Source organism: Aquitalea sp. (assembly GCF_030150775.1).
Classification (GTDB): domain Bacteria; phylum Pseudomonadota; class Gammaproteobacteria; order Burkholderiales; family Chromobacteriaceae; genus Aquitalea; species Aquitalea denitrificans.
In genome coordinates, this window is the sequence record NZ_JASLFG010000057.1 from 23,327 (window position 1) to 44,825 (window position 21,499).

The following is a 21,499-nucleotide window of genomic DNA, read 5'->3' on the forward strand; positions in this document are numbered from 1 at the left end:
GCTCGGATGGCCATCATGGAAAAAGACCAGGCATCAAAATTCATTCACGACTTGCTCAAACATGCAGTCGGTAAAAACGCGTCTGATATTTTCATTTCAGCCGAATTCCCGCCGGCAATGAAAATCGACGGCAAGATCACCCCGGTAGCGCCTCAGCCGCTGTCGGCACAGCACACCAAGGAGCTGGTGCGCTCGGTGATGAACGACCGCCAGACGGAAGAGTTCGAATCGAAGAAAGAGGCCAATTTCGCCATCAACCCGCCGGGCATCGGGCGTTTCCGGGTCAGCGCCTTCATCCAGCAGGGCTGTGCCGGCATGGTACTGCGCAAGATCAATACCGAGATTCCCACCTTCGACAAGCTGAACCTGCCCGAGGTATTACAGGACATTGCGCTGATCAAGCGCGGGCTGGTGATTTTCGTTGGCGGTACCGGCTCGGGCAAATCCACCTCACTGGCAGCTCTGGTTGACTGGCGCAACAGCCATAACCAGGACCACATCATCACCATCGAGGACCCGATCGAATACGTGCATCAGCACAAGAAGTCGATTGTCACCCAGCGCGAAGTAGGCGTGGATACCGAAGACTGGGAAGTTGCCCTGAAAAATACCCTGCGCCAGGCCCCGGATGTGATCCTGATGGGGGAAATCCGCGACCGGGAAACCATGGGCTATGCGCTGCAGTTCGCCGAAACCGGCCACCTGTGCCTGGCCACACTGCACGCCAACAATGCCAACCAGGCGCTGGACCGCATCCTTAACTTCTTCCCGGAAGAACGCCACCAGCAGGTGCTGATGGACTTGTCGCTGAACATGCGCTCCATCATTTCGCAGCGCCTGCTGCCAATCAAGACCGGGCGCGGACGGGTGGCTGCGGTGGAAATCATGCTCAATACGCCGTTGATTTCCGACATGATCTTCAAGGGCGAAATTGCCAGCCTGAAGGAAGTGATGAGCCGTGCACGCGAGTCCGGCATGCAAACCTTCGACCAGTCGCTGTTCGACCTGTTCGAAGCCGGCTACATCAGTTACGAAGATGCGCTGCGCAATGCCGACTCCATCAACGACCTGCGCCTGAAGATCAAGCTATACAGCGAGAGCTCGAAAGGACGCGACCCGCTGGATGGCATCGACCATCTGAACATCGTCTGAGCCGGTGGCATTACGCCCAGGCTGAGCCACCTGCACGGGCGACTGGAAAATAACAGATGTACTTCGACGAAAACACGACTGTCCTCATCATCGAGGATTCGCTTACCGTACGTCAGGGCCTGCGTACCATGCTGTCCATGGCTGGCATTACCCGCTCCGATGCAGTCAGCAGCGCTGCCGAAGGGCGCGCCAGGCTCAAAGGGCGGCGCTTTGATGTCGTGCTGTGCGACTACAACCTGGGCGACGGTATGGACGGCCAGGAATTGCTGGAAGCACTGCGCAAAACCGGGGCGCTACCGCTACCCACCATCTGGATCATGATTACCGGCGAGCGCAAATACGAACGCGTGGTAGCTGCCGCCGAAATGGCTCCGGATGATTACATCCTCAAGCCCTTCAACTCCAACCTGCTGCTTACCCGCATGAATAATGCCCACAAGCGCAAACAGTTTCTGGCCCCGGCCCACGAACAACTGGAGAAGGGCAACCGCAGTGGTGCCATCAGCACCTTGCAGCAGCTGGTTGCTGCCGCGCCGGGCACGGCCAACCGCATTGACGCCAACCGGTTGTGTGCCGAACTGCTGGTGACCGAAGGCCGCCAGGGCGAGGCACTGCACATCTACCAGGAATTGCTGGAAAGCAAAGTGATTCCCTGGGCCAAGATGGGCGTGGCGCGCATCCAGGCCGACCAGGGCATGCAGGGCGAATCCAGCGCGCTGCTCAAGGAAATCATCCAGGATGCACCGCTTTATACCGACGCCTACGACTTGCTGGCGCAGAACCTGATCGACGAAGGGCAGTATGCACAGGCCGTTGATGTGCTGGAAAAAGCAGTCAGCATTTCACCACGCAATTTTCATCGTCTGAAAAGCTGTGGCACCGCGGCCCTGCGCTCTGGAGATCCGGAAAAGGGTGCACAATACCTGCAACGGGCGGTGGAAGTAGGGCGTAACAACAATTTCTTTGGCCCGGAAGTACTGGTCGACTTGCTGCAGGCTTATTCCGAAACCGGCAATACCCAGAATATCGACCGTCTGCAAGCCGAAATCAGCGCCAGCCTGGCCGATCGCCCCGAAGCGCAATTCACCCTGCTCACCTGCAAGGCACTGACCGCGCTGGTACAGCAACGGGCCGAGGAGGCGCTGGGCTTGCTCAAGCAGGCGGCTGGCGACCTGCTCAAACCCTTTGTGCACTTTGAATCGGCCCAGCGTTTTCTGGGGGCCGTGGTACGCCTGCCAGAAACCTTGCCAGACCCGTCGCTGCTGGAAAACTGGACCCGTACCATCACCATGCGTTTTGCCTACAGCCGGCACGAACTGGCTACGCTACAGGAAATTGCCCGCAAGCATCCCCATTGCAGCGAATTGATCGAGCAGGCCTATGCCGAATTGCAGGAGCAAAGCAACCGGGCCGTGGAACTGACGACCGAGGGCCGAGCCGCCGAAGCAGGCCATATGCTGCATGAAATGGCCATGCGCCTGTACAACGAGCGTACGGGCATGAACGCCTGTGCCATTTTGCTGCGGGTTCGGGAGCAACTGCGCAAGAAAAATCAGGATGTGGCCGAATACGACCGCATGCTGCATGAGATTCTGGACTGGCTGCCGAGGGATAACGAACGGGTACAGGGCTTTCTTAACCGGCTGCATGATCAGGATGGTGACTAGATCAGTTCGGCTGGGGACCGCACGGGCTGGGCAGTGTCATTTCCACATGCTGTTGACCCAGTCCAGCGCCTGGGTCTGCACCCGCATCAGCATTTCCGGGTCGTAACCCGCGAGTTGAGGCTCCACCTCGTTCTCCAGCGATTCGGTCACGCGCAACAATTCGCCCAGCACATGCCGGCCTTCCAGTACCGCTTCCTTCAGGATGTCATCCACCGGCAAGCCAGCAATCACCTCGGCCTTGGGCTGCTGTACCAGCACATCCACCAGTGACAGCATGCCGATCATGAAGGCGCTGTCCTGTACATCGCGCCGCTGTGGATAACAGGCTTCGGCCAGCAGCTCCATGATGCGCCCGCGCGTGGCGGCCAGCTCCAGCAGCGGATTGCGCTGTGGTTCGATATTGGTGGCATTGCTGGCAAACAGCAGCAGCATGGACCAGCGTTTTATCTTGGCCCGCCCCAGCACCATGATGGCCTCCTGCACTGACGATACCGGTCGACGCGTTGCCGCAGAAGCCGTAGTGCCGAGCTTCATCAGCATCAGCACCACATCCGGTGCCAGCTTCAGTGCCTGTGCCAGTTCCTCATTGTCGGCATCGCTCATCAGCAAGCCCAGCAGGCTGAGCATGGCATGCTGGCTGGCATTGGCCTGGCGGGTGGACAATACCGTAGGCCGAGCAAAGAAATAGCCCTGGAACCACTGGATGCCCAGTTCGCGGCACAGCGCAAACTGCTCCACCGTATCCACCTTCTCGGCCAGCAGAATGCCGGGGAAACCGGCCAGCTGCACCACCAGCTCACGCAATTGCAGCAGGCTGAGTGCCACCAGGTCGATCTTGATGATATCCACCAGCGGCAGCAGGGCACGCCGGTCGTCATCCAGTTCGATGACATCGTCCATCGCCAGCCTGAAGCCCTTGCGGCGCAGATCAGCCAGCCTGTCCAGCAAGGCCGGGGTTACCTTGACCGTTTCCAGGATCTCCAGCACCACCTTGTCGCAGGGCAAAACGTCCAGCAGATCATCCATCAACAGGGTGTCACTGACATTGATGAAGCCCAGCCGGTCTCCCAGTACTTCACCCACACCCAGATCGACAAAGGCATGGCGGATCACCGCTGTGGTGGCCATCACATCATCGTTGACCCGGGCGACATTGGCCTGACTGGAGCGGAACAACAGTTCGTATGCCACCAACTGCTGGTTGGCATCGACAATGGGCTGTCGCCCAAGATAGCGGGTCGAATACATGAAGGGACCTGGCGGCAAATCGTTGACACTATTGTCAGTGTAGGCCCGTAGCAGATGGCTTGGCAGGGATTTTACTCCGTCAATAATACATTGGTGATTACATCACTTGTAATCATTATCAACTAATAAGGCGGATAGTGTCATCTGTGCGCGGCAAGAACTGGATTCTACTGTCATCAACCGGTTACTCGGCGCTGGGTGGGGCATGAAAAAACCCGGCCGGGGCCGGGTTTTCGGTACTGCAGGCTGATGGTCTCAGTGCTGCAGGATCTTGGACAGGAACTGACGGGCACGTTCTGAACGGGCATTGATGTCGCCGAAGAAGGCGTCCTTGTCGCAGTCCTCCACGATGGCCCCCTTGTCCATGAAGATGACACGATGCGCCACACGGCGGGCAAAGCCCATTTCGTGGGTCACGCACATCATGGTCATACCTTCCTGGGCCAGCTCGGTCATCACATCCAGCACTTCGTTGATCATTTCCGGGTCCAGCGCACTGGTGGGCTCGTCAAACAGCATGGCAATCGGATCCATCGCCAGCGCACGGGCAATGGCCACGCGCTGCTGCTGACCACCGGACAACTGGCCGGGGAATTTGTGCGCATGGGCTTTCAGGCCCACCCGATCCAGCAGCTTCAGGCCCTTATCGCGAGCCTCGTCCGTGCTGCGGCCCAGTACCTTGACCTGGGCAATGGCCAGGTTTTCGGTAATGGACAGATGCGGGAACAGCTCAAAGTGCTGGAACACCATGCCCACGCGGCTACGCAGCTTGGGCAGATCGGTTTTCGGGTCGCCCACCGAGATGCCGTCGACAATGATTTCACCCTTCTGGAAGGGTTCCAGTGCATTGACGCACTTGATCAACGTAGACTTGCCGGAGCCGGACGGGCCGCACACCACCACCACTTCGCCTTTCTTGACGCCGGTGGTGCAATCGGTCAGCACCTGGAAATCGCCATACCACTTGCTTACATTGTTGATGCTAATCATCGCGCTCATACCGCCAACCTTTTTTGCAGACGCTTCACGCATTGCGACGCGCCAAAACTGATCACGAAGTATACCGCTCCGGCAAACAGCAGGAATTCATGCGGCAACCCCACGACATCGCCCTTGGAACGGGCGGTGTTGAGAAAGTCCATCAAGCCTACCGCATACACCAGCGAGGTGTCCTGGAACAGGATGATACTTTGCTGTAACAGCAGCGGCATCATTTTGCGGAAGGCCTGCGGCAGGATTACCAGCCGCATGGCCTGGCTGTAAGTCATGCCCAGTGCATAGGCGGCATTGATCTGCCCGCGCGAAATGGACTGGATGCCGGCGCGGACGATCTCAGAGAAATACGCCGCCTCGAACATCACGAAAGCCACCAGGCAGGAGGTGAATGCACCGACCGGCGTCAAATCGCCGGTAATCCAGCTCAGTACCATCGGCACCACCAGATAGAACCAGGAGATGACCAGCAGCAAGGGGATGGAACGGAAATAATTGACGTACCACTTGGCCAGCCGTGACAGCACCAGGTTGTCCGACAGGCGTGCCAGTGCCAGCAGGGTACCCAGCACCACACCGCCAGTCACCGCCAGCAGCAGCAGCTTGAGGGTGAGCACCATGCCATCGGCAAGGCCGGGCAGGGCGGGAATGATCTGACTGAAATCGAGGGCCATTATTTGCTACCTCCCATCATGCCGGGAATGCGTACCCGCTTTTCCACCCAGGCCATGAAACCCATCAGGCTCATGTTGAGAACAAAGTAGATCAGCGTTGCCAGAGTGAAGGCTTCAAAGATGTTGGCGGAAAACTCGGCGGTCTGCTTGGTTTGGGCCAGCAGCTCCATCAGACCGATCAAGGACGCCACCGAGGAGTTCTTGAAAATGTTCAGGAACTCGCTGGTAAGCGGCGGAATGATGATGCGGAAGGCCTGCGGCAACAGCACAAAGCGGTAAGTCTGTACCGTGGTGAAACCCATGGCCTGAGCGGCATTGTTCTGGCCGCGCGGCAGCGCCTGAATGCCGGTGCGCACCTGTTCGCACACCCGTGCAGCAGTAAACAGACCCAGGCAGACCACCACTGACAGATAGGCAGAGGTCGCCGGGCTGATGCCCTGCTTGAACCACATTTCCAGCGGCGTGGGCAGCAAATCCGGTACCAGGAAGTACCAGATGAACAGCTGCACCAACAGCGGTACGTTGCGGAACAACTCGACATAGGTGGTGGCGATGGTGGGCAGCAGCTTGCCCGGCAAGGTGCGCATCACGCCCAGCACCGAACCGAGCAGCAGGGCGATGATCCAGCCCGCCAGCGCCACGGCAATGGTCCAACCCAGACCGGACACAAACCAGTTCAGGTAGATTTCGCTGCCGACACCGGTGGACTTAAAGAAAATGCCCCAGTCCCAGTGATAATTCATGTTTTTCTCCTGATGCAAGCAGGCACACATGCCTGCTGCCGACAGCCACACGCCTTCCCAAGCCGGGAAGGCAGGACTGAGGGATGAAGTCCCTGCCTGCAGCCTGCAGGCAGAAAATGCAGATGCAAAGCTGCCGCCCCCGTGCTGCCGTTATAGCCATAAGCAGAACAGGGGGACAGGCAGATAGCAATTGAGCCGGCCCAGGCCGGCTCATGCATCTGCACTACAGGGAGGGATCGCTTATTCGGCGGCCTTGTCGGTCGGCTTGGCGATCAGTTCCTTCACCACTTCGGACATCGGGAAGTTCAGGTTCAGGCCCTTGGGCGGAACCGGGCTGGTGAACCACTTGGCGTAAATCTTGTTTACTTCGCCGGACTTGTAGGTGGCCTTGATGGCATCGTCCACCACCTTCTTAAAGGCAGCGTCGTCCTTGCGCAGCATGCAGCCGTAGATTTCGAAGGACTGCGGCTTGCCGGTCACCACCCAGCCCGCCGGGTTCTTGGCCTTGGCCATTTCACCGTACAGCAGGGCGTCGTCCATCATGAAGGCGACGGCACGGCCGGATTCCAGCATCAGGAAGGATTCGCCATGGTCCTTGGCAGAAATGATGTTCATGCCCATCTGCTTGTCGGCATTCATAGCCTTGAGCAGGCGCTCGGAAGTGGTACCGGCGGTGGTTACCACGTTCTTGCCCTTGAGGTCGGCAAAGTCTTTCACGCCGGAAGTCTTGGCAGTCAGCAGACGGGTGCCGATTTCAAAAATGCCCACCGAGAAAGCCACTTGCTTCTGGCGCTCTACGTTATTGGTGGTGGAGCCACATTCCAGATCGACAGTACCGTTCTGTACCAGCGGAATACGGGTTTGCGAGGTCACCAGATTGTACTTGACCTGCAGGTTCGGCATTTTCAGCTCTTTCTTCACTTCTTCGACAACCTTGTTGGCCAGGTCTACCGAGTAGCCCACCGGCTTCTGGTTATTGTCGTAGTAGGAGAAAGGGATGGATGCATCACGGTTGCCCAGCACGATGACGCCGGATTCCTTGATTTTCTTCAGGGTGCCGGTCAGTTCGGCAGCCATGGCCGGGGTGCTGGCCAGAGCGGCCAGGGTTGCTGCAGAGATGAGACGGGTGCAAAGCTTCATATTGGTTTCTCCTGGGGTCCTTGATAGATTCACTGCCCTCAGCCTGAAGGCCGCAGGCACTGCTGCTGTTATAGGCTGGATTTACCAGCAACAGGATCCAGTCCTGACTTGCGGGCACTGCCGGCAAACCCCCGTTTGCCATCCCGTCAGTCCATCGTAGACATCCTGCTTACAGTCACCGCCTCTTGTGATGGGCGGCTCTCCCTGTGTTTTCCCCCCGTTTTGGCCGGGGGTGAAAAGTTTGCGATTCTGCTGCCAGTGACCGCAGTAATGCAAGTGGCACTGCAACAAGGGCTGCTTGCAGCAGCCCCTTTGTCAACTTGTTGCGACAGTTCTACCAGACAGCTGGTTGGCCATGCGGACAAAGTCTTCCACCTGCAGGTTTTCCGGCCGCAGGCCCGGGTCTATGCCCAGGGCTTCGAAATCGGCCAGTTCCAGCACGCCCTTCAGATTATTGCGCAAGGTCTTGCGCCGCTGCGAAAAGGCCTTGGTCACCAGCTCTTCCAGCTGCCGTTCATCCTTGGCCACACCACAGCGTCCCGGCGCCGGAATCATGCGCACCACGGCGGAATCCACCTTCGGCGGCGGCCAGAATGCACCCGGCGGCACATTGAGCACCAGTTCCATTTCAAAGCGGTACTGCAACATCACTGTCAGCCGGCCAAAATCTGTCGTGGAAGGCTCAGCCAGCATGCGGTCCACCACTTCCTTTTGCAACATGAAGTGCATGTCGGTAACGCGCTGGCCAAAGCTGGCCAGGTGAAACAGTAGCGGGGTAGAAATGTTGTAGGGCAGGTTGCCGACAATCTTGAACGCGCCATCGGTAATGGAGCCGAAATCGAACTTGAGTGCATCACCTTCGTGGATGGTCAGGCGCTCGGGCGGGAATTCCTTTTTCAGCCGGGCAATGATGTCGCGGTCGATCTCCGCCACATGCAGGTGGCGCAGGCGGTCCAGCAGCGGCTTGGTAATGGCACCCAGACCGGGGCCGATTTCGATCACTACATCGTCCGGCTGCGGGTTCACCGCATGCACGATGTTTTCAATCACGCTGGCGTCTTGCAGGAAATTCTGGCCAAAGCGTTTGCGGGGAATATGTTGGCTCATGGAAGCTCGAGAGAAGAATTGCCTGAATTGTAAACCTTACCCGCCAGCGTGTGCCAACCCCTTGTTTCTGCTCAGCCGTGGGCAAATGCCAGCACACCCCAGGCCAGTACCAGATAACGCAGGGCCTTGCCTGCGGTCAGCCAGACAATGCTGGCCAGCCACGGCAGCCGCAGCCAGCCGGCCGCCAGCGGCAGGGCGTCGCCAATCAACGGCACCCAGGACAGCAGCAATACCGCCGGACCATAACGGGCAAACCAGCCCTCCAGCCTCGGTGATAATTCCTTGCGCGGGGCGCGGCGCCCCAGCCACAGACTGGTGATGCTGCCGGCGCTGTTGGCCAGCGTAGCCAGCAGCAAAGCTGGCCACAGCCAGTCCGGCCATTTGTAGAGGAAGGCCGCCAGCACCACTTCCGAATTGCCCGGCAAAATGGTGGCCGAGGTAAATGCCGATACCGCCAGTCCGCCCAGCGCCAGCCAGACGGCATCCATCAGATGTCCAGTTCCAGGCCAGGCTGGCCACAGGCTTCGCCAATGGCGGCGCGCAGCGTGGTAAAGAATTCGGCACCATCCCGTACCGCCAACCACTGGCCGTCCTTGTGAGCAAAATGATAACCACCGCTCTTGGCGGCTATCCACAGCTCCTGATTGGCGGCATGGCGGTTCACCACGATCTTGCTGCCATCGTCGAACTCGATTTCCAGTACATTGCCATTGGTAACGAAGTCGGCATCCAGACCGGCGTCGTCAATGGCATCTTCGATGCGGCTGAAAATACGATCGGTCACATCCAGAAATTCGCTTTCGTTCATGTCGTCTCTTCCTTGAATTGCGGTGTGCTAGACTCAGGATTTTGCCACATCGGACTGCCTTTTATGCTGCGAACCATGCTGACCTGCCTTGCCCTGAGCCTTGTCGTGACTGCCTGTGGCTATAAAGGCAATCTTTTCCTGCCCAAGCAGGAAGGGGCCCATACCCATGCTTCGGCCCCGGCGGCGCAGGCGCGCCCGGCCCAGTAACAACGGTTTTTCCGCTTTTTACCCGGCCGGATCCGTCGGCTGGCGGGTTTGCCGCTACACTGCGTGGCCCGCGTGCCGCGCTGGCCCGGCGGGATACTATCGTTAGCTGATCTGGTGATTTGTCACCAGCCGGTCTTCATCCAGAATACGCTGCCCGAAGGACGAAAAGCTGCCATGACCCGTTTTGCCCGCCATCTGGAACACCACACCATCGTCAATCCCTTTCCCGGTATCGTGAAACTGGAAACCGCACTCGGGCATCGCATCAAGACCCGTATCGGCTCCAATGAAAGCCTGCCGGACCCGGTGTCGCCACTGGCGGGTGAACTGGGCAAGGTCCTGGCGGAAATGGCCAGGCTGTATCCCGATCCTTACGCCCACGCACTGCGTGAACGGGCAGCAAAGCTTAACGGTGTGAGCCCGGCGGAAGTGCTGTTCGATACCGGTGCCGATAGCCTGATCCTGCTGGCATTGCGACTGACCTGCAACCCTGGCGACGCCGTGGTCACCACCGCTGGCACCTATCCCAGCTTCCGCTACTTTGCCGAGGGTGTGGGCGCACGCGTGCTGGAAGTGCCCTATTGCCAGCGTGGTCAGCACATGCGACCTGATCTGGCCCGGCTGGCCGAAGTAGCCCGCGCCGAGCATGCCTCGGTACTGTATCTGGCCAACCCCGACAATCCCACCGGCCATTACTGGCAAGCCGAGGATATCTGCTCCTTGCGCGCCGCACTGCCACCGCACACCCTGCTGCTGCTGGACGAGGCCTATGTCGATTTCTGTACCGATGCCGCCGATGCGCCCCCCGCCGGCATCCTGCCGCACACCCTGCGCCTGCGCACCCTGTCCAAGGCCTATGCACTGGCCGGTCTGCGCGTGGGCTATGCCATTGCCAGCGCCGACATCATCGCCAAGGCCGACCAGATCCGCCCGCAATATGCGCTGTCCAGCATTGCCCAGACCGCGGCACAAATCGTGCTGGACGACCCGGACTACTCGCGCAAACTGGTGGCACAGACCATCACCCTGCGCCATCACCTCAGCCATGCCTTGTACGATCAGGGCCTGACCCCGCTGCCATCGCACACCAACTTTGTCTGCGTCGCCTATCCGGATGCGCAGCAGGCCGAGGCCATCCAGCGCCATCTGCTGCAAAGCGGCATCGCCATTCACCGCCCGCAGCACCCGGCCGTGCGCCACATGCTGCGCATCACTGCCCATCCGCAGGCCACCAGCGCCCGTGTACTGGCTGCGCTGGCCGGTCAGCTCGATTAGTGCCTGCGCTGCTACCTGCCTTGCATTGACCGCCCACAGCCACCGCCAGCCGGTGGCTTTTTTGCGTCCAAACCCATGCACATGCCCTCGCTTTCTACTAGCCAATTTCATGGTCCTGCTGTGGAACCTTGGTGCCCGCGAACCATCCATCAATCCACATATCATAAATAATCCAGCAGGAGCACACCCATGCCGTTTACCGCTCAGGAACGCCAGCAACTGCTTGCACTCAAGGGTGTTGGCCCGACAGTCATCGCCCGGCTGGAACAGATAGGCTTCAGCAGCCTGAGCCAGCTGGCGGACCAAGACGCCGCCAACATCACCTGGCAAGTGGCGCAGGCAATTGGCTCCAGCTGTTGGCATAACAGCCCGCAGGCACGGCAGGCCATCGCCAAGGTCATCGCACTGGCGCGGGAACAGCTACCTCGCACCACCTCAGGAAAGGAAGCATGATGAAATTTGCCTACACCATTGTTTATGTGGCGGATGTTGCCGGTTCGCTGGCATTTTTTGAAACGGCATTCGGCTTTTCCCGCCGCTTTCTCACCCCGGAAGGCGACTATGGCGAGCTGGACACCGGCGACACCACCCTGTCCTTTGCCAGCAAGGCGCTGGCGCTTGGCAATCATCCACAGGGTTTTCGCTTTGCCGATGATGGCGCACTGCCGCTGGGGGTGGAAATCGCCCTGGCTACTGATGACGTGATGGCGGCACACCAGGCCGCACTGGCTGCCGGTGCCAGCGAACTGGCGGCACCACAAGTCAAACCCTGGGGCCAGACGGTATCTTTCCTGCGTTGCCCGGATGGCATGCTGCTGGAGTTATGCAGCCCGGTCACACCTTGAACACGCAGGATTCAAAAAGCACACGCCATGCACCGCGCCTACCGTCTGCAGCAATGGTAAATCTCCACGGCTGACTGGCCGTCGGCAATCCCGCTGGATGGCTTCATGCAGGTAACCCGGACAGTCGCGGCCAAGCGGCAGCAGCAGCTACGCACCACCAGCCAGCCCTGGTATCGCTAAGTGCCTACAGGACTTGAAACCGGGCTGGCATTGATGGATTCTCCCTGTCTATATTGACAGCTCGGGGGTCGTGATTGCGGAGAAATAGGCATGAATCTTGAAGATGCCCTGCTGCTGCATTTTGAAATGAAGCAGGAACTGCGCATGGCCATGCTGGAGGGCAGACAGCTGGATTGCGCGCAGATTGCCGATGACTGCGGCTGTGAACTGGGGCGTTGGCTGCAGGAGGAGGGCCGTGTCAATTGCTGTCAGTATGCGGTGTTCCAACAGTTGGTGGAAAACCATCGCGACTTCCATCTGGAAGCAGCGCGGGTGGCCACACTCATCAACCAGGGCCAGTTCGATGCCGCCAGCGAAGCACTGGCGGTCGGGCCATCACACTACAGCCGCTTGTCGTCTGCCGTGGGCAGCGGCATTGCCGAACTGCGCAAGCACCTGTTCCAGCAGTTCAGCCACTAGCGGCCCTAGCGCTTGAGGCTGCTGACAGAATGGCGTCGCACCCCTGGGGTCAGAACGACTGCAACAGCGCCAGTAGCGCCTCGCCATCCAGTCTGGCTGCCAGATCGCCGCCTTCCAGCAGGCTGTCGGCCAGTGCGCGTTTTTCCGCATGCAGGGCGACGATTTTTTCCTCGATGGTGTTTTCCGCCACCAGCCGGTACACGGTGACTGGCCGTTGCTGGCCCATGCGGTAGGCGCGGTCGCTGGCCTGGTCTTCCACTGCCGGGTTCCACCATGGGTCCAGATGAATCACGTAGTCGGCCGCCGTCAAGTTCAGCCCGGTGCCGCCGGCTTTCAGGCTGATCAGGAAAACATCCCCCTCGCCAGCCTGAAACGCATCCATGCGTGCCTTGCGCTGCTTGCCCGGTGTGGCACCGTCCAGGTACTGGTAGGCAATGCCTTGCTCATCCAGCCACTGCCGCGCCAGCGCCAGATGATCGACAAACTGGCTGAACACCAGCGCCTTGTGGCCGTTGTCCAGCAGCTCGGTCATCAACTGGCAGAAAAAGGCAAACTTGCTGGCGGGCAGGGCGGTGTCCGCTTGCAGCAAGGCCGGGTGACAGCAGAAGCGGCGCAAGCGGGTCAGTTCGGCCAGCACCTGCATGGTCTTCTTATCCTGGCTGTCCACCTCGGCCAGCTTTTGCAGCGCCTGCTGACGCATGGCTTCGTAGACATGCAATTCCTGCTCGGACAACGCAATGCGGCGGGTAATGTCAGTACGCGGTGGCAGCTCGGTCAGCACCTCGGCCTTGGTACGACGTAACAGATAAGGCTGGATCAGCGCCTTGAGCGTGGCGCGGGCTTCTTCATCACCTTCGGCAATCGGCTGGGCAAAGCGCTGCTGGAAGCGCTCCTCATTACCCAGCAGGCCGGGAGTGATGAAGCGGAACAGGCTCCACAACTCGCCCAGATGGTTTTCCACCGGCGTGCCGCTGGCAGCCAGGCGGAAATCCGCCCACAGGCTTTGTGCCGCCTGCGCACGTTTGGTAGCCGCATTCTTGATGGCCTGTGCCTCGTCCAGCACCACGCTGGCCCAGTGCACATCGGCAAAATCGTCCGCCTGCAATTGCAGCAGGCCGTAACTGGCAATCACCAGATCCTGCGGCCCGACTGTGGATAAGTCGCGCTGCTGTTGATAAGGGCGCAAGCGCAGGCTGGGGGCAAAGCGGGCGGCCTCGGCCAACCAGTTGAGCGCCACCGAGGTGGGTGCCACCACCAGTTGCGGGCCCAGATGCGCACGACTGAGCAACAGCGCCAGCGTCTGTACCGTCTTGCCCAGCCCCATGTCGTCGGCCAGGCAGGCCCCGGCACCGATATGCGCCAGCCGGGACAACCAGGCAAAGCCTTGCAACTGATAAGGCCGCAAGCTGGCTTGCAGCGTGGCTGGGACCTCAGCTTGAAAGGTGCGCAGGCTGTCCCAGCCTTGTTGCAACTGCCGCCAGCCGGCATCGCCGTCAAACTGGCCGATGTCCTCACTCAGCCCGGCCAGCAGCGGGGCGGCCAGCAGGCTGAGGCACAAACCGTCAGTCATGGCGTGATCGGCCAGCCGGGCCAATTGCTGCAACCTGGCTTGCAGACTGTCGGACAGCACCAGCCAGTCCTGCTCGGACAGGCGCAGGTACTGACCGGGCTGATTGGCCAGCGCTTCCAGCAACTGACGCAATTGCAGCACCCGGTCTTCATCCACCTGCACTTCACCCGTGACTTCCAGCCAGCCATTCTTGCGTTTGGTTTTCAGCCGCAGCTGGGGCAAGCCGGCCTGGGCCTGGATGCGCATGCGCTGGCCTTGCGGCCAGACACATTCCAGCCGCTGCGGGGCAATGGCCTGCAATTGCTGCAACTGCTGTACCACTTGCAAGGCCTGTTGCTGATTGGCCAGCAGCCATTGCAGCACGCCATCCGGGTCGGGCCTTGCCGCCGCCAATGCCGGGCAATCTTCCAGCAAGGCCGCCAGTGCCTGTTTTTCCTCGCCCAACTGACGCTGAAAGCGGATAGCCTGGCCCTGTTCCAGCGCCACCTGCTGCCATGGCCCGCGCCCCGGCGGATACCAGGCGGCTTGTTCCGCCACCCGGCAGCGCAGTTGCAGGCGCAGTCCCTCGGGCAGCGGGGTGAGAACGGCAAACAGCCGCGGGTCGGCCGGCATGGCGGGCAGGTCGGCGCCATCATCCGCCTCCACCAGCTCGACCGGCAGCCACGGCACCATGTCGCCGATGGCTTCCAGCAGTTTCTTGCGCGCGGCCAAGGGCACGCTCAGGCGATGGCCCAGCAGCGCGGCCAGCTGGCGGATTTCCGGCCCCGGCCAGTACACCAGCAAGCTGTTCAGCCCGCTGCGCTGCCACAGGCAATGCTGGCAGGCAGCAATGCCGGGCGGACTGAGTTGCAACACCATCTGCTGTTGCTGCTTGTGCAACAGCAGGCTGATCTGGCCCGCTTCCAGCGTGACCGGCTGATCGGGCTGTTCTTCCCAGAACAAGGCCGGATGACCCAGCAGCAGCGGCAGGGCGGCTTCGCCCTCCAGCTCGGCCAGGCTGCTGCCATCAGTCAGCTGATGGGTACGTTCAAGCTGGCTTATCACCAAGCGGTCCTGCGCGCTGAGCCAGTCCCACTGCGCGGCCTGATCCAGCAAGCGCCCCAGCGGCAGCACGCGGCCACGGCTCCAGCCAGCGCCTTCTGGCTGCTGGATACAGGGGGTGAGGTGGATACCGGCTTCATTGGCCAGAATGCGCCAGGCCAGGCGCTGGGAGGAGGTGGTATTCATCAGCAGGGAAACAGGAAAACGGCGGTTTGTTTGGGCTGGGCTATTGTGCCTCAGACCCGCTGTTGATGGCAGTTTGCCAAGCGGTACGGACAAACAAAAACCGCCCACCAAGGGTGGACGGTTGGGCTGTCGGGCGCTTGCAAAGCAGCCGCCCTTGCACCTGCGACCTGCGCTCAGATGCGCGCCAGTGCGCGGCGGGCGGCGGCGATGGTCTGTTCGATGATTTCGTCGGTATGGGCGATGGAAACAAAACCGGCTTCGTAGGCCGACGGGGCCAGGTACACGCCTTCTTCCAGCATGGCGTGGAAGAAGCGGTTGAAGCGTTCGCGGTCCGAGGCGGTCACCTGGGCATAGCTGGTGGGTACGGCATCGCAGAAGTAGATGCCGAACATGCCGCCCACGCTGTCGGTGACCATGCTGACACCCGCCTCTTTGGCGGCTTCAGCCAGGCCTTGTGCCAGACGGGCGGTACGGCGGCTGAGGGTGGCGTGGAAGCCCGGTTCCTGGATCAGCTTCAGCGTGGTGAGGCCAGCGGCCACGGCCACCGGGTTACCGGACAGAGTGCCGGCCTGATACACATTACCCAGCGGCGAGATGCAGCCCATGATGTCAGCACGGCCACCGAAAGCAGCCAGCGGCATGCCGCCGCCAATCACCTTGCCCAGGGTGGTGAGGTCCGGCTTGACGCCGTGCAGGGCCTGGGCGCAGCCCAGATCCACGCGGAAACCGGTCATCACTTCGTCGTAGATCAGCACCGTGCCGTGTTTTTCGGTGAGGGCGCGCAGGGCGTGCACGAATTCTGCCGACGGCTTGATCAGGTTCATATTGCCGGCGATCGGCTCCAGGATGACGCAGGCAATCTGGTCGCCGATTTCCTTGAACGTCCGTTCCAGCTGCTCGACGTTGTTGTACTCCAGCACCAGGGTGTGCTTGGTGAAGTCGGCCGGAACACCACCGGAAGAAGGATTACCAAAGGTGAGCAGGCCGGAACCGGCCTTCACCAGCAGGCTGTCGGAGTGACCATGGTAGCAGCCTTCAAACTTTACGATGGCGTCACGGCCGGTAAAGCCACGTGCCAGACGGATGGCGCTCATGGTGGCTTCGGTACCGGAGGACACCAGACGTACTTGCTCGACCGAGGGCAGCAGCTTGCAGATTTCCTCGGCAATCTCGATTTCCGCTTCGGTGGGCGCGCCAAAGGACAGGCCATCCACCGCCACATCCTGCACCGCCTTGATCACGGTGGGGTGGGCGTGGCCGACGATGGCCGGGCCCCAGGAGCCGATGTAGTCGATGTACTGTTTGTCGTCGGCATCCCAGAAGTGTGCGCCCAGCGCCTTTTTCACAAAGCGCGGCGTGCCGCCTACCGAGCCGAAGGCCCGTACCGGCGAATTGACACCACCGGGGATGGTTTTCTTGCCACGTTCAAACAGTTCGAGATTGCGGGACATGCTGTTTCCTTATGACGGGTAGGGCGCAAACCAGTCTGGTTTGCTGCCGGAATCGGGTTTGCCAGTGGCGCAGGGCATGCGCCGTGCGGTATCCATGCTGGCGAAAGCGTTATTTTTCCACAGCCGGGCTGGCCAGTGTTGGCATTTCAGCGCTGCGGCCAGCTGGTGTAGGGCTTCTTGGACAGATAGGCATTGGTATAACGCCCGTCTTGGGTGACTTCCGCGCCCACCCAGTCCGGCTTGGCAAACGGGGTGTCTTCCGCTGGCAGCTCGATTTCCGCCAGCACCAGCCCGGCGTTTTCACCGAAGAACTCGTCCACTTCCCAGACAAAGCCACCAAACTCGATACGGTGGCGCAGCTTGTCCACCACCATCGGGCACATGGCGTCCATGATGGTCTGGGCATCGCCCAGCGGAATGGTGTATTCGAACTCGTGGCGGCTGATGTCGCTGATATTGCCCTTGAGGGTGAGCCAGGCCTGATCGCCCACGATACGCACCCGCACGGTGCGTTCTTTCTCTACCGACAGATAACCCTGGCGGTATTGCACGCCTTCTGCCAGACCGCGCCAGCCATCATTGGCGATAACAAAACGACGTTCGATTTCCAGTCCCATGTTTGTTTTCCTGTTGCGGGCGCATGGCCCGGCTCATGCTTGAGCTAAATGTATTCAGAAGGGTTTCACCACCACCAGAATCACCACCGCGCACAGCACCAGCACAGGGATTTCGTTGAAATAGCGATACCACACATGGCTGTGGCGATTGGCACCGGCAACAAAGTCGCGATACAGCTTGCCGCAGTACAGGTGATAGGCAATCAGCAGTGCCACCAGGGTGAGCTTGGCATGCAGCCAGCCACCGGCAATGCCAAAGCCCAGCCACAGCACCAGGCCCAGCGCCAGCGCCAGCGCCGCCAGCGGCGTGGTGAAGCGGTAGAGCTTGCGCGCCATCAGCAGCAGGCGGTCGTACTCGGCACCCGGTGCAGCCATGGCCAGGTTGACGAAGATGCGCGGCAAATAAAACAGCCCGGCAAACCACGAGGTGACAAAAATGATGTGAAAAGCCTTCAGATACAGGTAAGCCAATTCAGACTCCATTCAGACTGCATGCCATGTAGCCGGTGCCACACGACGTTTCACGTGAAACACCAGGTTCAACCACGCCTGGCTTGCAAGTAAAGCGGCATGACTTGCGGGATATGTGCCTGCAAATCGCTGATGCGCGTGGGCCCCGAAGGGTGGGTGGACAAAAACTCCGGCCCGCTGCCGCCACCGGCACTCATCATCTTGTTCCACACATTGACGGCGGCATTGGGGTTGTAACCGGCGCGCGCCATCAGCTCCAGGCCGATGATGTCGGCTTCGGATTCCATGGTGCGGCTATGCGGCTTGCTCAGCGTGACATCGGTCACCATGCCGGCCAGGTTCAGCTGGCTCTGGTTCAGCCCGGCCAGCGTGCCCACCACCGACAAGCCCATCTGCTGGGCATAGGCCTGGCTCAGGGTTTCGCGGCTGTGCTCGCGCAGCGCATGGGCAATTTCATGGCCGATGACGGCCGCCATTTCATCGTCCGTCAGCTGCAAGCGCGTCACCAGGCCGGAATACACCATGATCTTGCCGCCGGCCATGGCGTAGGCGTTCAGCTCCTGCGTCTGCGCCACATTGACTTCCCATTTCCATTTGGCGGCATCCGGGCGGAACACCGGCGTCTGGGCAATCAGCCGCTGCGCCACCCGTTTTACCCGGGCGGTGAGTACTTTGTCGGTATTGAGTTTGCCCGCGCTGCGCGCCTGGCTGACCTGGCCAGCGTAGGATTTGGCCGAGGACTGCTCCACTTCCTGTGCACTCAGCCACATGCTCTGGCTACGGTTGATGCCCACCACACCGCTATTGGTGGTGTTGACCTGGGCGCAGCCGGCCAGTGCCAACAGCAGGGCTGCGTGGGAAAAGACTTTTCTGCAAACTTGATTCATGCCACATTCCTTGCCACGGCCTTAATGCCGTGAAGTGCATGCGTGCCGCCAGCTCAGATTTCCACCATTTCGAAATCGTCCTTGCGGGCATCGCAATCGGGACAGGTCCAGTTGGGCGGGACATCTTCCCACGGAGTTCCCGGCGCGATGCCGTCTTCCGGCCGCCCGGCTTCCTCGTCGTAGATGAAACCGCAAATCAGACACATCCAGGTGCGCATACGTTTGTTCCAAGCTCGGTTAAAATAGGCATTCTAATTGCTGCCGCACGATCTGACCAAAGAGGTTACCGCCTTGTCCACATTGCCCCCTCCACCAGCAGTACTCACCCTGGCTGGTTCCGACCCTTCCGGCGGCGCCGGCATCCAGGCCGACATTCTCACCCTGGCCAGCCTGGGTTGCCACCCCTTGTCCGTAATTACCGCCATTACCGTGCAGGATACGGTGGGCGTGGACGACTTCATGGTGCTGGATGCCGACATGGTGAACGACCAGGCGCGCTTCCTGCTGGAAGACATTCCAGTGCTGGTGTTCAAGATCGGCATGCTGGGCAGCGTAGAAAACGTGGCCGTGGTGGCCCAGCTGATTGCCGACTATCCGGATGTACCCGTGGTGCTGGACCCGGTGCTGCGCAGCGGCGGCGGCCACGAGCTGGCCGATGACGACCTGATTGCCGCCATGCGCGACTTGCTGATTCCGCAGGTGTCCATCATCACCCCCAACAGCATGGAAGCACGCCGGCTGGCGATGAACGACCCGGACGAAGACGAGGAACTGAGCCTGGACGAGTGTGCCAAACGCCTGCTGGCACTGGGCTGCCCGCATGTATTGATTACCGGTACGCACGAAAATACCAAAGAAGTCATAAACAGTCTGTACAGTCCCAACGGCATAGTACGTGCCGACCGCTGGGAGCGGCTGCCTGCCAGCTATCACGGCTCGGGCTGCACGCTGGCCTCGGCCATTGCCGGCATGCTGGCCACCGGGCTGATGCTGCCCGAAGCAGTGCGCGAAGCACAGGAATATACCTATCAAAGCCTGGTGGCGGGTTTCCGCCCCGGCATGGGCCAATACATCCCGGACCGGATGTTCTGGGCCCGCGAAGAAGAAGGAGCAGAAGGTGACAGTGATTAAGGGCTTGTATGCGGTATCGCCGGAGGCAGAAGACAGCGAGCAATTACTGGCCAAGGTCAGCCGCGTGCTGGATAACGGTGTGGCCATCCTGCAATACCGCAACAAGAGCGACAACACCGTGCGCCGCCTGCGCCAGGCCAGCCTGCTGGCCAGCCTGTGCAAGAGCCGCCGCGTGCTGTTCCTGATCAACGACGATGTCACCCTGGCCCGCGCGGTACAGGCCGATGGCGTGCACCTGGGCAAGACCGACGGCTCGGTAGCCGATGCCCGCGCAATACTGGGGCCGGATGCCATCATCGGCGTGTCCTGCTACAACGACATCCGCCTGGCCGAACAGGCCGCACGCGACGGTGCCAGCTATGTGGCCTTTGGCGCGGTGTTTCCCTCCCGCACCAAACCGCATGCAGTGGCAGCACCGCTGTCGCTGTTTGCCGCAGCAAAAAAGCTGGGCCTGCCATCCGTCGCCATTGGCGGCATCACCCCGGACAATGCCGCCGAAGTGGTGGCCGCCGGTGCCAGTGCCATTGCGGTGATTGGCGGCCTGTTTGATGCCCCCGACCCGGCAGCGGCGGCCAGCCAGATGGCGGCATTGTTCAATTAATGGCCATTTTTTTACTGCTGCCCCCGCTATCCGTCACGCTGCTGCTTCTACGGTGCGGGTGCCGCATGGATTGCTCTGGTTTGCAGATATTTTTGCAAAGCATCGGCAAAGCATCGCAGTTTAAGGGTTTGTTGTCTGGCTGGCGGGAAGAATAGGTAAAGCCGTATGGCAGGAATGGTGTAGTCCTCCAGCAGTGGCACTAGTTCGTGCTGTGCCAGGGCTTGTTGCAGCATATGAATAGGTTGCAGGCTGATACCGCCACCATGTAGCGCGGCAGAAAACAAGGCAGGCCAGTTGTTTATTTTCAACCGGCTGGAGATCTTGATGTGGTGTGTTCCATCCGGGCCTTGAAACGACCAGGTTTCATTGCCTCCCCAGTTGCCATGCAGACATTGGTGATGTTTGAGCTCCACAGGATGGACTGGTTTTCCGTATTTTTCCAGGTAAGAAGGGGCGGCGCACAAACAGAGCTGCTGCTCCCCCAGTGGCTTGGCGACAAATTGCTCATCACCAGGCGACTGTACGCGAATCACAGCATCGAATCCTTCTTCTACCAAGTCCACAAAGCGGTTGCTCAGGTACAGATCCATTTCAATATGAGGATGGGCCTGCAGAAAAGAGGGCAACATGGGCACCAGTAAGCATTGACCAAAACTCAAGGGTGCTGCCAGCTTCAGACGTCCGCGTGGTTCGGCCTGCATTTCCTCTACAATCGCTTTTGTGGCTGCGATTTCACCCAGGATAGTTTTGCAGCGTTGGTAAAACAGGTTGCCGGTTTCAGTTAGGCTTTGCTGCCTGGTGGTTTTGTTCATGAGCCGGGTGCCGGTCCATTGCTCCAGAGCCCGTACATGCTTGCCTACCATTTGGGCCGTGATTTCCAGCTTGTCTGCCGCCTTGGTAAATGACCCTTCCTCAACTGCCCTGACAAAAGCGGTCATGCTCGTCAATCTGTCCACATTTTTGCCTTACAAAAGTCTGTAATATCGCTTAATTAGAAACTATTGGTTTCGATATTATAGAAAATTTAATTATTTATGCTGAAAAAA

At 60.0% G+C, this 21,499-nt stretch carries 24 protein-coding genes; 9 read left to right on the forward strand and 15 right to left on the reverse strand.

Features of this window, described 5'->3' with window-relative positions:
- Positions 1-15: 15 nt before the first annotated feature.
- The gene (locus tag QVF59_RS19170) at positions 16-1,152 is read left to right on the forward strand and encodes a PilT/PilU family type 4a pilus ATPase (RefSeq protein WP_159880471.1); all 1,137 of its coding nucleotides are present in this window, start codon (positions 16-18) and stop codon (positions 1,150-1,152) included.
- A 56-nt stretch (positions 1,153-1,208) separates the two neighbouring features.
- On the forward strand, positions 1,209-2,819 hold the full coding sequence (locus QVF59_RS19175) for a response regulator (protein WP_159880473.1): 1,611 nt from the start codon (positions 1,209-1,211) through the stop codon (positions 2,817-2,819).
- A gap of 36 nt (positions 2,820-2,855) precedes the next feature.
- Here QVF59_RS19175 and QVF59_RS19180 read toward each other — a convergent pair whose 3' ends face one another.
- From QVF59_RS19180 to cyaY, 8 genes are all read right to left on the reverse strand, one after another.
- The gene (locus tag QVF59_RS19180; protein WP_159880475.1) at positions 2,856-4,067 is read right to left on the reverse strand and encodes an EAL and HDOD domain-containing protein; all 1,212 of its coding nucleotides are present in this window, start codon (positions 4,065-4,067) and stop codon (positions 2,856-2,858) included.
- A 255-nt stretch (positions 4,068-4,322) separates the two neighbouring features.
- The gene (locus tag QVF59_RS19185) at positions 4,323-5,057 is read right to left on the reverse strand and encodes an amino acid ABC transporter ATP-binding protein (RefSeq protein ID WP_287882181.1); all 735 of its coding nucleotides are present in this window, start codon (positions 5,055-5,057) and stop codon (positions 4,323-4,325) included.
- A gap of 5 nt (positions 5,058-5,062) precedes the next feature.
- The gene (locus QVF59_RS19190) at positions 5,063-5,734 is read right to left on the reverse strand and encodes an ABC transporter permease subunit (protein WP_159880477.1); all 672 of its coding nucleotides are present in this window, start codon (positions 5,732-5,734) and stop codon (positions 5,063-5,065) included.
- A complete protein-coding gene (locus tag QVF59_RS19195) occupies positions 5,734-6,477 on the reverse strand; it encodes an amino acid ABC transporter permease (RefSeq protein WP_159880479.1) in 744 nt (247 codons plus the stop codon). Before QVF59_RS19195 ends, QVF59_RS19190 begins: the two co-directional genes overlap by 1 nt.
- 240 nt (positions 6,478-6,717) lie before the next feature.
- A complete protein-coding gene (locus QVF59_RS19200; protein WP_159880481.1) occupies positions 6,718-7,617 on the reverse strand; it encodes a glutamate/aspartate ABC transporter substrate-binding protein in 900 nt (299 codons plus the stop codon).
- Positions 7,618-7,932: 315 nt separating this feature from the next.
- Positions 7,933-8,724, reverse strand: a complete 792-nt coding sequence (gene rsmA, locus QVF59_RS19205) for a 16S rRNA (adenine(1518)-N(6)/adenine(1519)-N(6))-dimethyltransferase RsmA (RefSeq protein WP_287881956.1) — start codon at positions 8,722-8,724, stop codon at positions 7,933-7,935.
- Positions 8,725-8,795: 71 nt separating this feature from the next.
- Complete coding sequence (locus QVF59_RS19210) at positions 8,796-9,215, reverse strand: YqaA family protein (RefSeq protein ID WP_159880919.1); 420 nt, start codon at positions 9,213-9,215, stop codon at positions 8,796-8,798.
- Positions 9,212-9,532: an iron donor protein CyaY gene (gene cyaY / locus QVF59_RS19215; protein ID WP_287881958.1), complete on the reverse strand. Its 321-nt coding sequence runs from the start codon at positions 9,530-9,532 to the stop codon at positions 9,212-9,214. The genes QVF59_RS19210 and cyaY overlap by 4 nt, the downstream gene beginning before the upstream one ends.
- Positions 9,533-9,595: 63 nt before the next feature.
- Between cyaY and lptM the strand changes: the two genes are divergently transcribed.
- The 5 genes from lptM (at position 9,596) to QVF59_RS19240 (ending at position 12,498) form a co-directional block, all read left to right on the forward strand.
- Positions 9,596-9,739, forward strand: a complete 144-nt coding sequence (gene lptM, locus QVF59_RS19220) for an LPS translocon maturation chaperone LptM (RefSeq protein WP_159880487.1) — start codon at positions 9,596-9,598, stop codon at positions 9,737-9,739.
- 174 nt (positions 9,740-9,913) lie between these two features.
- Positions 9,914-11,014: a pyridoxal phosphate-dependent aminotransferase gene (locus tag QVF59_RS19225; protein ID WP_159880489.1), complete on the forward strand. Its 1,101-nt coding sequence runs from the start codon at positions 9,914-9,916 to the stop codon at positions 11,012-11,014.
- Positions 11,015-11,203: 189 nt separating this feature from the next.
- The gene (locus QVF59_RS19230; RefSeq protein WP_159880491.1) at positions 11,204-11,467 is read left to right on the forward strand and encodes a nucleotidyltransferase family protein; all 264 of its coding nucleotides are present in this window, start codon (positions 11,204-11,206) and stop codon (positions 11,465-11,467) included.
- Positions 11,464-11,859 carry a VOC family protein gene (locus QVF59_RS19235; RefSeq protein ID WP_287881962.1) on the forward strand — a complete coding sequence of 132 codons (396 nt, stop codon included), beginning with the start codon at positions 11,464-11,466 and terminating at the stop codon, positions 11,857-11,859. The genes QVF59_RS19230 and QVF59_RS19235 overlap by 4 nt, the downstream gene beginning before the upstream one ends.
- Before the next feature lie 270 nt (positions 11,860-12,129).
- Positions 12,130-12,498 (forward strand): CZB domain-containing protein, encoded by a 369-nt coding sequence (locus tag QVF59_RS19240; protein WP_159880493.1) that lies wholly within the window; start codon positions 12,130-12,132, stop codon positions 12,496-12,498.
- A gap of 49 nt (positions 12,499-12,547) precedes the next feature.
- Here the strand turns inward: QVF59_RS19240 and QVF59_RS19245 are convergent, their stop codons facing one another.
- From QVF59_RS19245 to QVF59_RS19270, 6 genes are all read right to left on the reverse strand, one after another.
- On the reverse strand, positions 12,548-15,295 hold the full coding sequence (locus QVF59_RS19245; protein WP_287881965.1) for a DEAD/DEAH box helicase: 2,748 nt from the start codon (positions 15,293-15,295) through the stop codon (positions 12,548-12,550).
- Positions 15,296-15,468: 173 nt separating this feature from the next.
- The gene (hemL, locus tag QVF59_RS19250) at positions 15,469-16,746 is read right to left on the reverse strand and encodes a glutamate-1-semialdehyde 2,1-aminomutase (protein ID WP_287881967.1); all 1,278 of its coding nucleotides are present in this window, start codon (positions 16,744-16,746) and stop codon (positions 15,469-15,471) included.
- A gap of 146 nt (positions 16,747-16,892) precedes the next feature.
- Positions 16,893-17,363 carry a CYTH domain-containing protein gene (locus QVF59_RS19255; RefSeq protein WP_287881969.1) on the reverse strand — a complete coding sequence of 157 codons (471 nt, stop codon included), beginning with the start codon at positions 17,361-17,363 and terminating at the stop codon, positions 16,893-16,895.
- A 54-nt stretch (positions 17,364-17,417) separates the two neighbouring features.
- Positions 17,418-17,846 (reverse strand): CopD family protein, encoded by a 429-nt coding sequence (locus tag QVF59_RS19260; protein ID WP_287881971.1) that lies wholly within the window; start codon positions 17,844-17,846, stop codon positions 17,418-17,420.
- A gap of 56 nt (positions 17,847-17,902) precedes the next feature.
- Positions 17,903-18,721 carry a M48 family metallopeptidase gene (locus QVF59_RS19265; RefSeq protein ID WP_287881972.1) on the reverse strand — a complete coding sequence of 273 codons (819 nt, stop codon included), beginning with the start codon at positions 18,719-18,721 and terminating at the stop codon, positions 17,903-17,905.
- Between the two features lie 53 nt (positions 18,722-18,774).
- Positions 18,775-18,939 (reverse strand): rubredoxin, encoded by a 165-nt coding sequence (locus QVF59_RS19270; protein WP_045845915.1) that lies wholly within the window; start codon positions 18,937-18,939, stop codon positions 18,775-18,777.
- Between the two features lie 73 nt (positions 18,940-19,012).
- Between QVF59_RS19270 and thiD the strand changes: the two genes are divergently transcribed.
- Together thiD and thiE are read left to right on the forward strand one after the other, a co-directional pair.
- Positions 19,013-19,852 carry a bifunctional hydroxymethylpyrimidine kinase/phosphomethylpyrimidine kinase gene (thiD, locus tag QVF59_RS19275; RefSeq protein WP_159880921.1) on the forward strand — a complete coding sequence of 280 codons (840 nt, stop codon included), beginning with the start codon at positions 19,013-19,015 and terminating at the stop codon, positions 19,850-19,852.
- On the forward strand, positions 19,839-20,453 hold the full coding sequence (gene thiE, locus QVF59_RS19280) for a thiamine phosphate synthase (protein ID WP_287881978.1): 615 nt from the start codon (positions 19,839-19,841) through the stop codon (positions 20,451-20,453). Before thiD ends, thiE begins: the two co-directional genes overlap by 14 nt.
- A gap of 47 nt (positions 20,454-20,500) precedes the next feature.
- On the opposite strand, the gene QVF59_RS19285 is transcribed toward thiE, so the two are convergent.
- Positions 20,501-21,391 carry a LysR family transcriptional regulator gene (locus QVF59_RS19285; protein ID WP_197715460.1) on the reverse strand — a complete coding sequence of 297 codons (891 nt, stop codon included), beginning with the start codon at positions 21,389-21,391 and terminating at the stop codon, positions 20,501-20,503.
- Positions 21,392-21,499: the final 108 nt, after the last annotated feature.

What these genes read in the sequence shown, in the direction of transcription:
- QVF59_RS19245 (WP_287881965.1), bottom strand. Translation starts at nt 15,295, where the DNA reads ATGAATACCACCTCCTCCCAGCGCCTGGCCTGGCGCATTCTGGCCAAT.
- QVF59_RS19170 (WP_159880471.1), top strand. Translation starts at nt 16, where the DNA reads ATGGAAAAAGACCAGGCATCAAAATTCATTCACGACTTGCTCAAACAT.
- QVF59_RS19200 (WP_159880481.1), bottom strand. Translation starts at nt 7,617, where the DNA reads ATGAAGCTTTGCACCCGTCTCATCTCTGCAGCAACCCTGGCCGCTCTG.
- QVF59_RS19180 (WP_159880475.1), bottom strand. Translation starts at nt 4,067, where the DNA reads ATGTATTCGACCCGCTATCTTGGGCGACAGCCCATTGTCGATGCCAAC.
- QVF59_RS19255 (WP_287881969.1), bottom strand. Translation starts at nt 17,363, where the DNA reads ATGGGACTGGAAATCGAACGTCGTTTTGTTATCGCCAATGATGGCTGG.
- QVF59_RS19225 (WP_159880489.1), top strand. Translation starts at nt 9,914, where the DNA reads ATGACCCGTTTTGCCCGCCATCTGGAACACCACACCATCGTCAATCCC.
- QVF59_RS19285 (WP_197715460.1), bottom strand. Translation starts at nt 21,391, where the DNA reads ATGACCGCTTTTGTCAGGGCAGTTGAGGAAGGGTCATTTACCAAGGCG.
- cyaY (WP_287881958.1), bottom strand. Translation starts at nt 9,532, where the DNA reads ATGAACGAAAGCGAATTTCTGGATGTGACCGATCGTATTTTCAGCCGC.
- QVF59_RS19260 (WP_287881971.1), bottom strand. Translation starts at nt 17,846, where the DNA reads ATGGAGTCTGAATTGGCTTACCTGTATCTGAAGGCTTTTCACATCATT.
- QVF59_RS19190 (WP_159880477.1), bottom strand. Translation starts at nt 5,734, where the DNA reads ATGGCCCTCGATTTCAGTCAGATCATTCCCGCCCTGCCCGGCCTTGCC.
- QVF59_RS19230 (WP_159880491.1), top strand. Translation starts at nt 11,204, where the DNA reads ATGCCGTTTACCGCTCAGGAACGCCAGCAACTGCTTGCACTCAAGGGT.
- QVF59_RS19265 (WP_287881972.1), bottom strand. Translation starts at nt 18,721, where the DNA reads ATGAATCAAGTTTGCAGAAAAGTCTTTTCCCACGCAGCCCTGCTGTTG.
- rsmA (WP_287881956.1), bottom strand. Translation starts at nt 8,724, where the DNA reads ATGAGCCAACATATTCCCCGCAAACGCTTTGGCCAGAATTTCCTGCAA.
- QVF59_RS19175 (WP_159880473.1), top strand. Translation starts at nt 1,209, where the DNA reads ATGTACTTCGACGAAAACACGACTGTCCTCATCATCGAGGATTCGCTT.
- QVF59_RS19185 (WP_287882181.1), bottom strand. Translation starts at nt 5,057, where the DNA reads ATGATTAGCATCAACAATGTAAGCAAGTGGTATGGCGATTTCCAGGTG.
- QVF59_RS19195 (WP_159880479.1), bottom strand. Translation starts at nt 6,477, where the DNA reads ATGAATTATCACTGGGACTGGGGCATTTTCTTTAAGTCCACCGGTGTC.
- QVF59_RS19235 (WP_287881962.1), top strand. Translation starts at nt 11,464, where the DNA reads ATGATGAAATTTGCCTACACCATTGTTTATGTGGCGGATGTTGCCGGT.
- hemL (WP_287881967.1), bottom strand. Translation starts at nt 16,746, where the DNA reads ATGTCCCGCAATCTCGAACTGTTTGAACGTGGCAAGAAAACCATCCCC.
- QVF59_RS19240 (WP_159880493.1), top strand. Translation starts at nt 12,130, where the DNA reads ATGAATCTTGAAGATGCCCTGCTGCTGCATTTTGAAATGAAGCAGGAA.
- QVF59_RS19270 (WP_045845915.1), bottom strand. Translation starts at nt 18,939, where the DNA reads ATGCGCACCTGGATGTGTCTGATTTGCGGTTTCATCTACGACGAGGAA.
- lptM (WP_159880487.1), top strand. Translation starts at nt 9,596, where the DNA reads ATGCTGCGAACCATGCTGACCTGCCTTGCCCTGAGCCTTGTCGTGACT.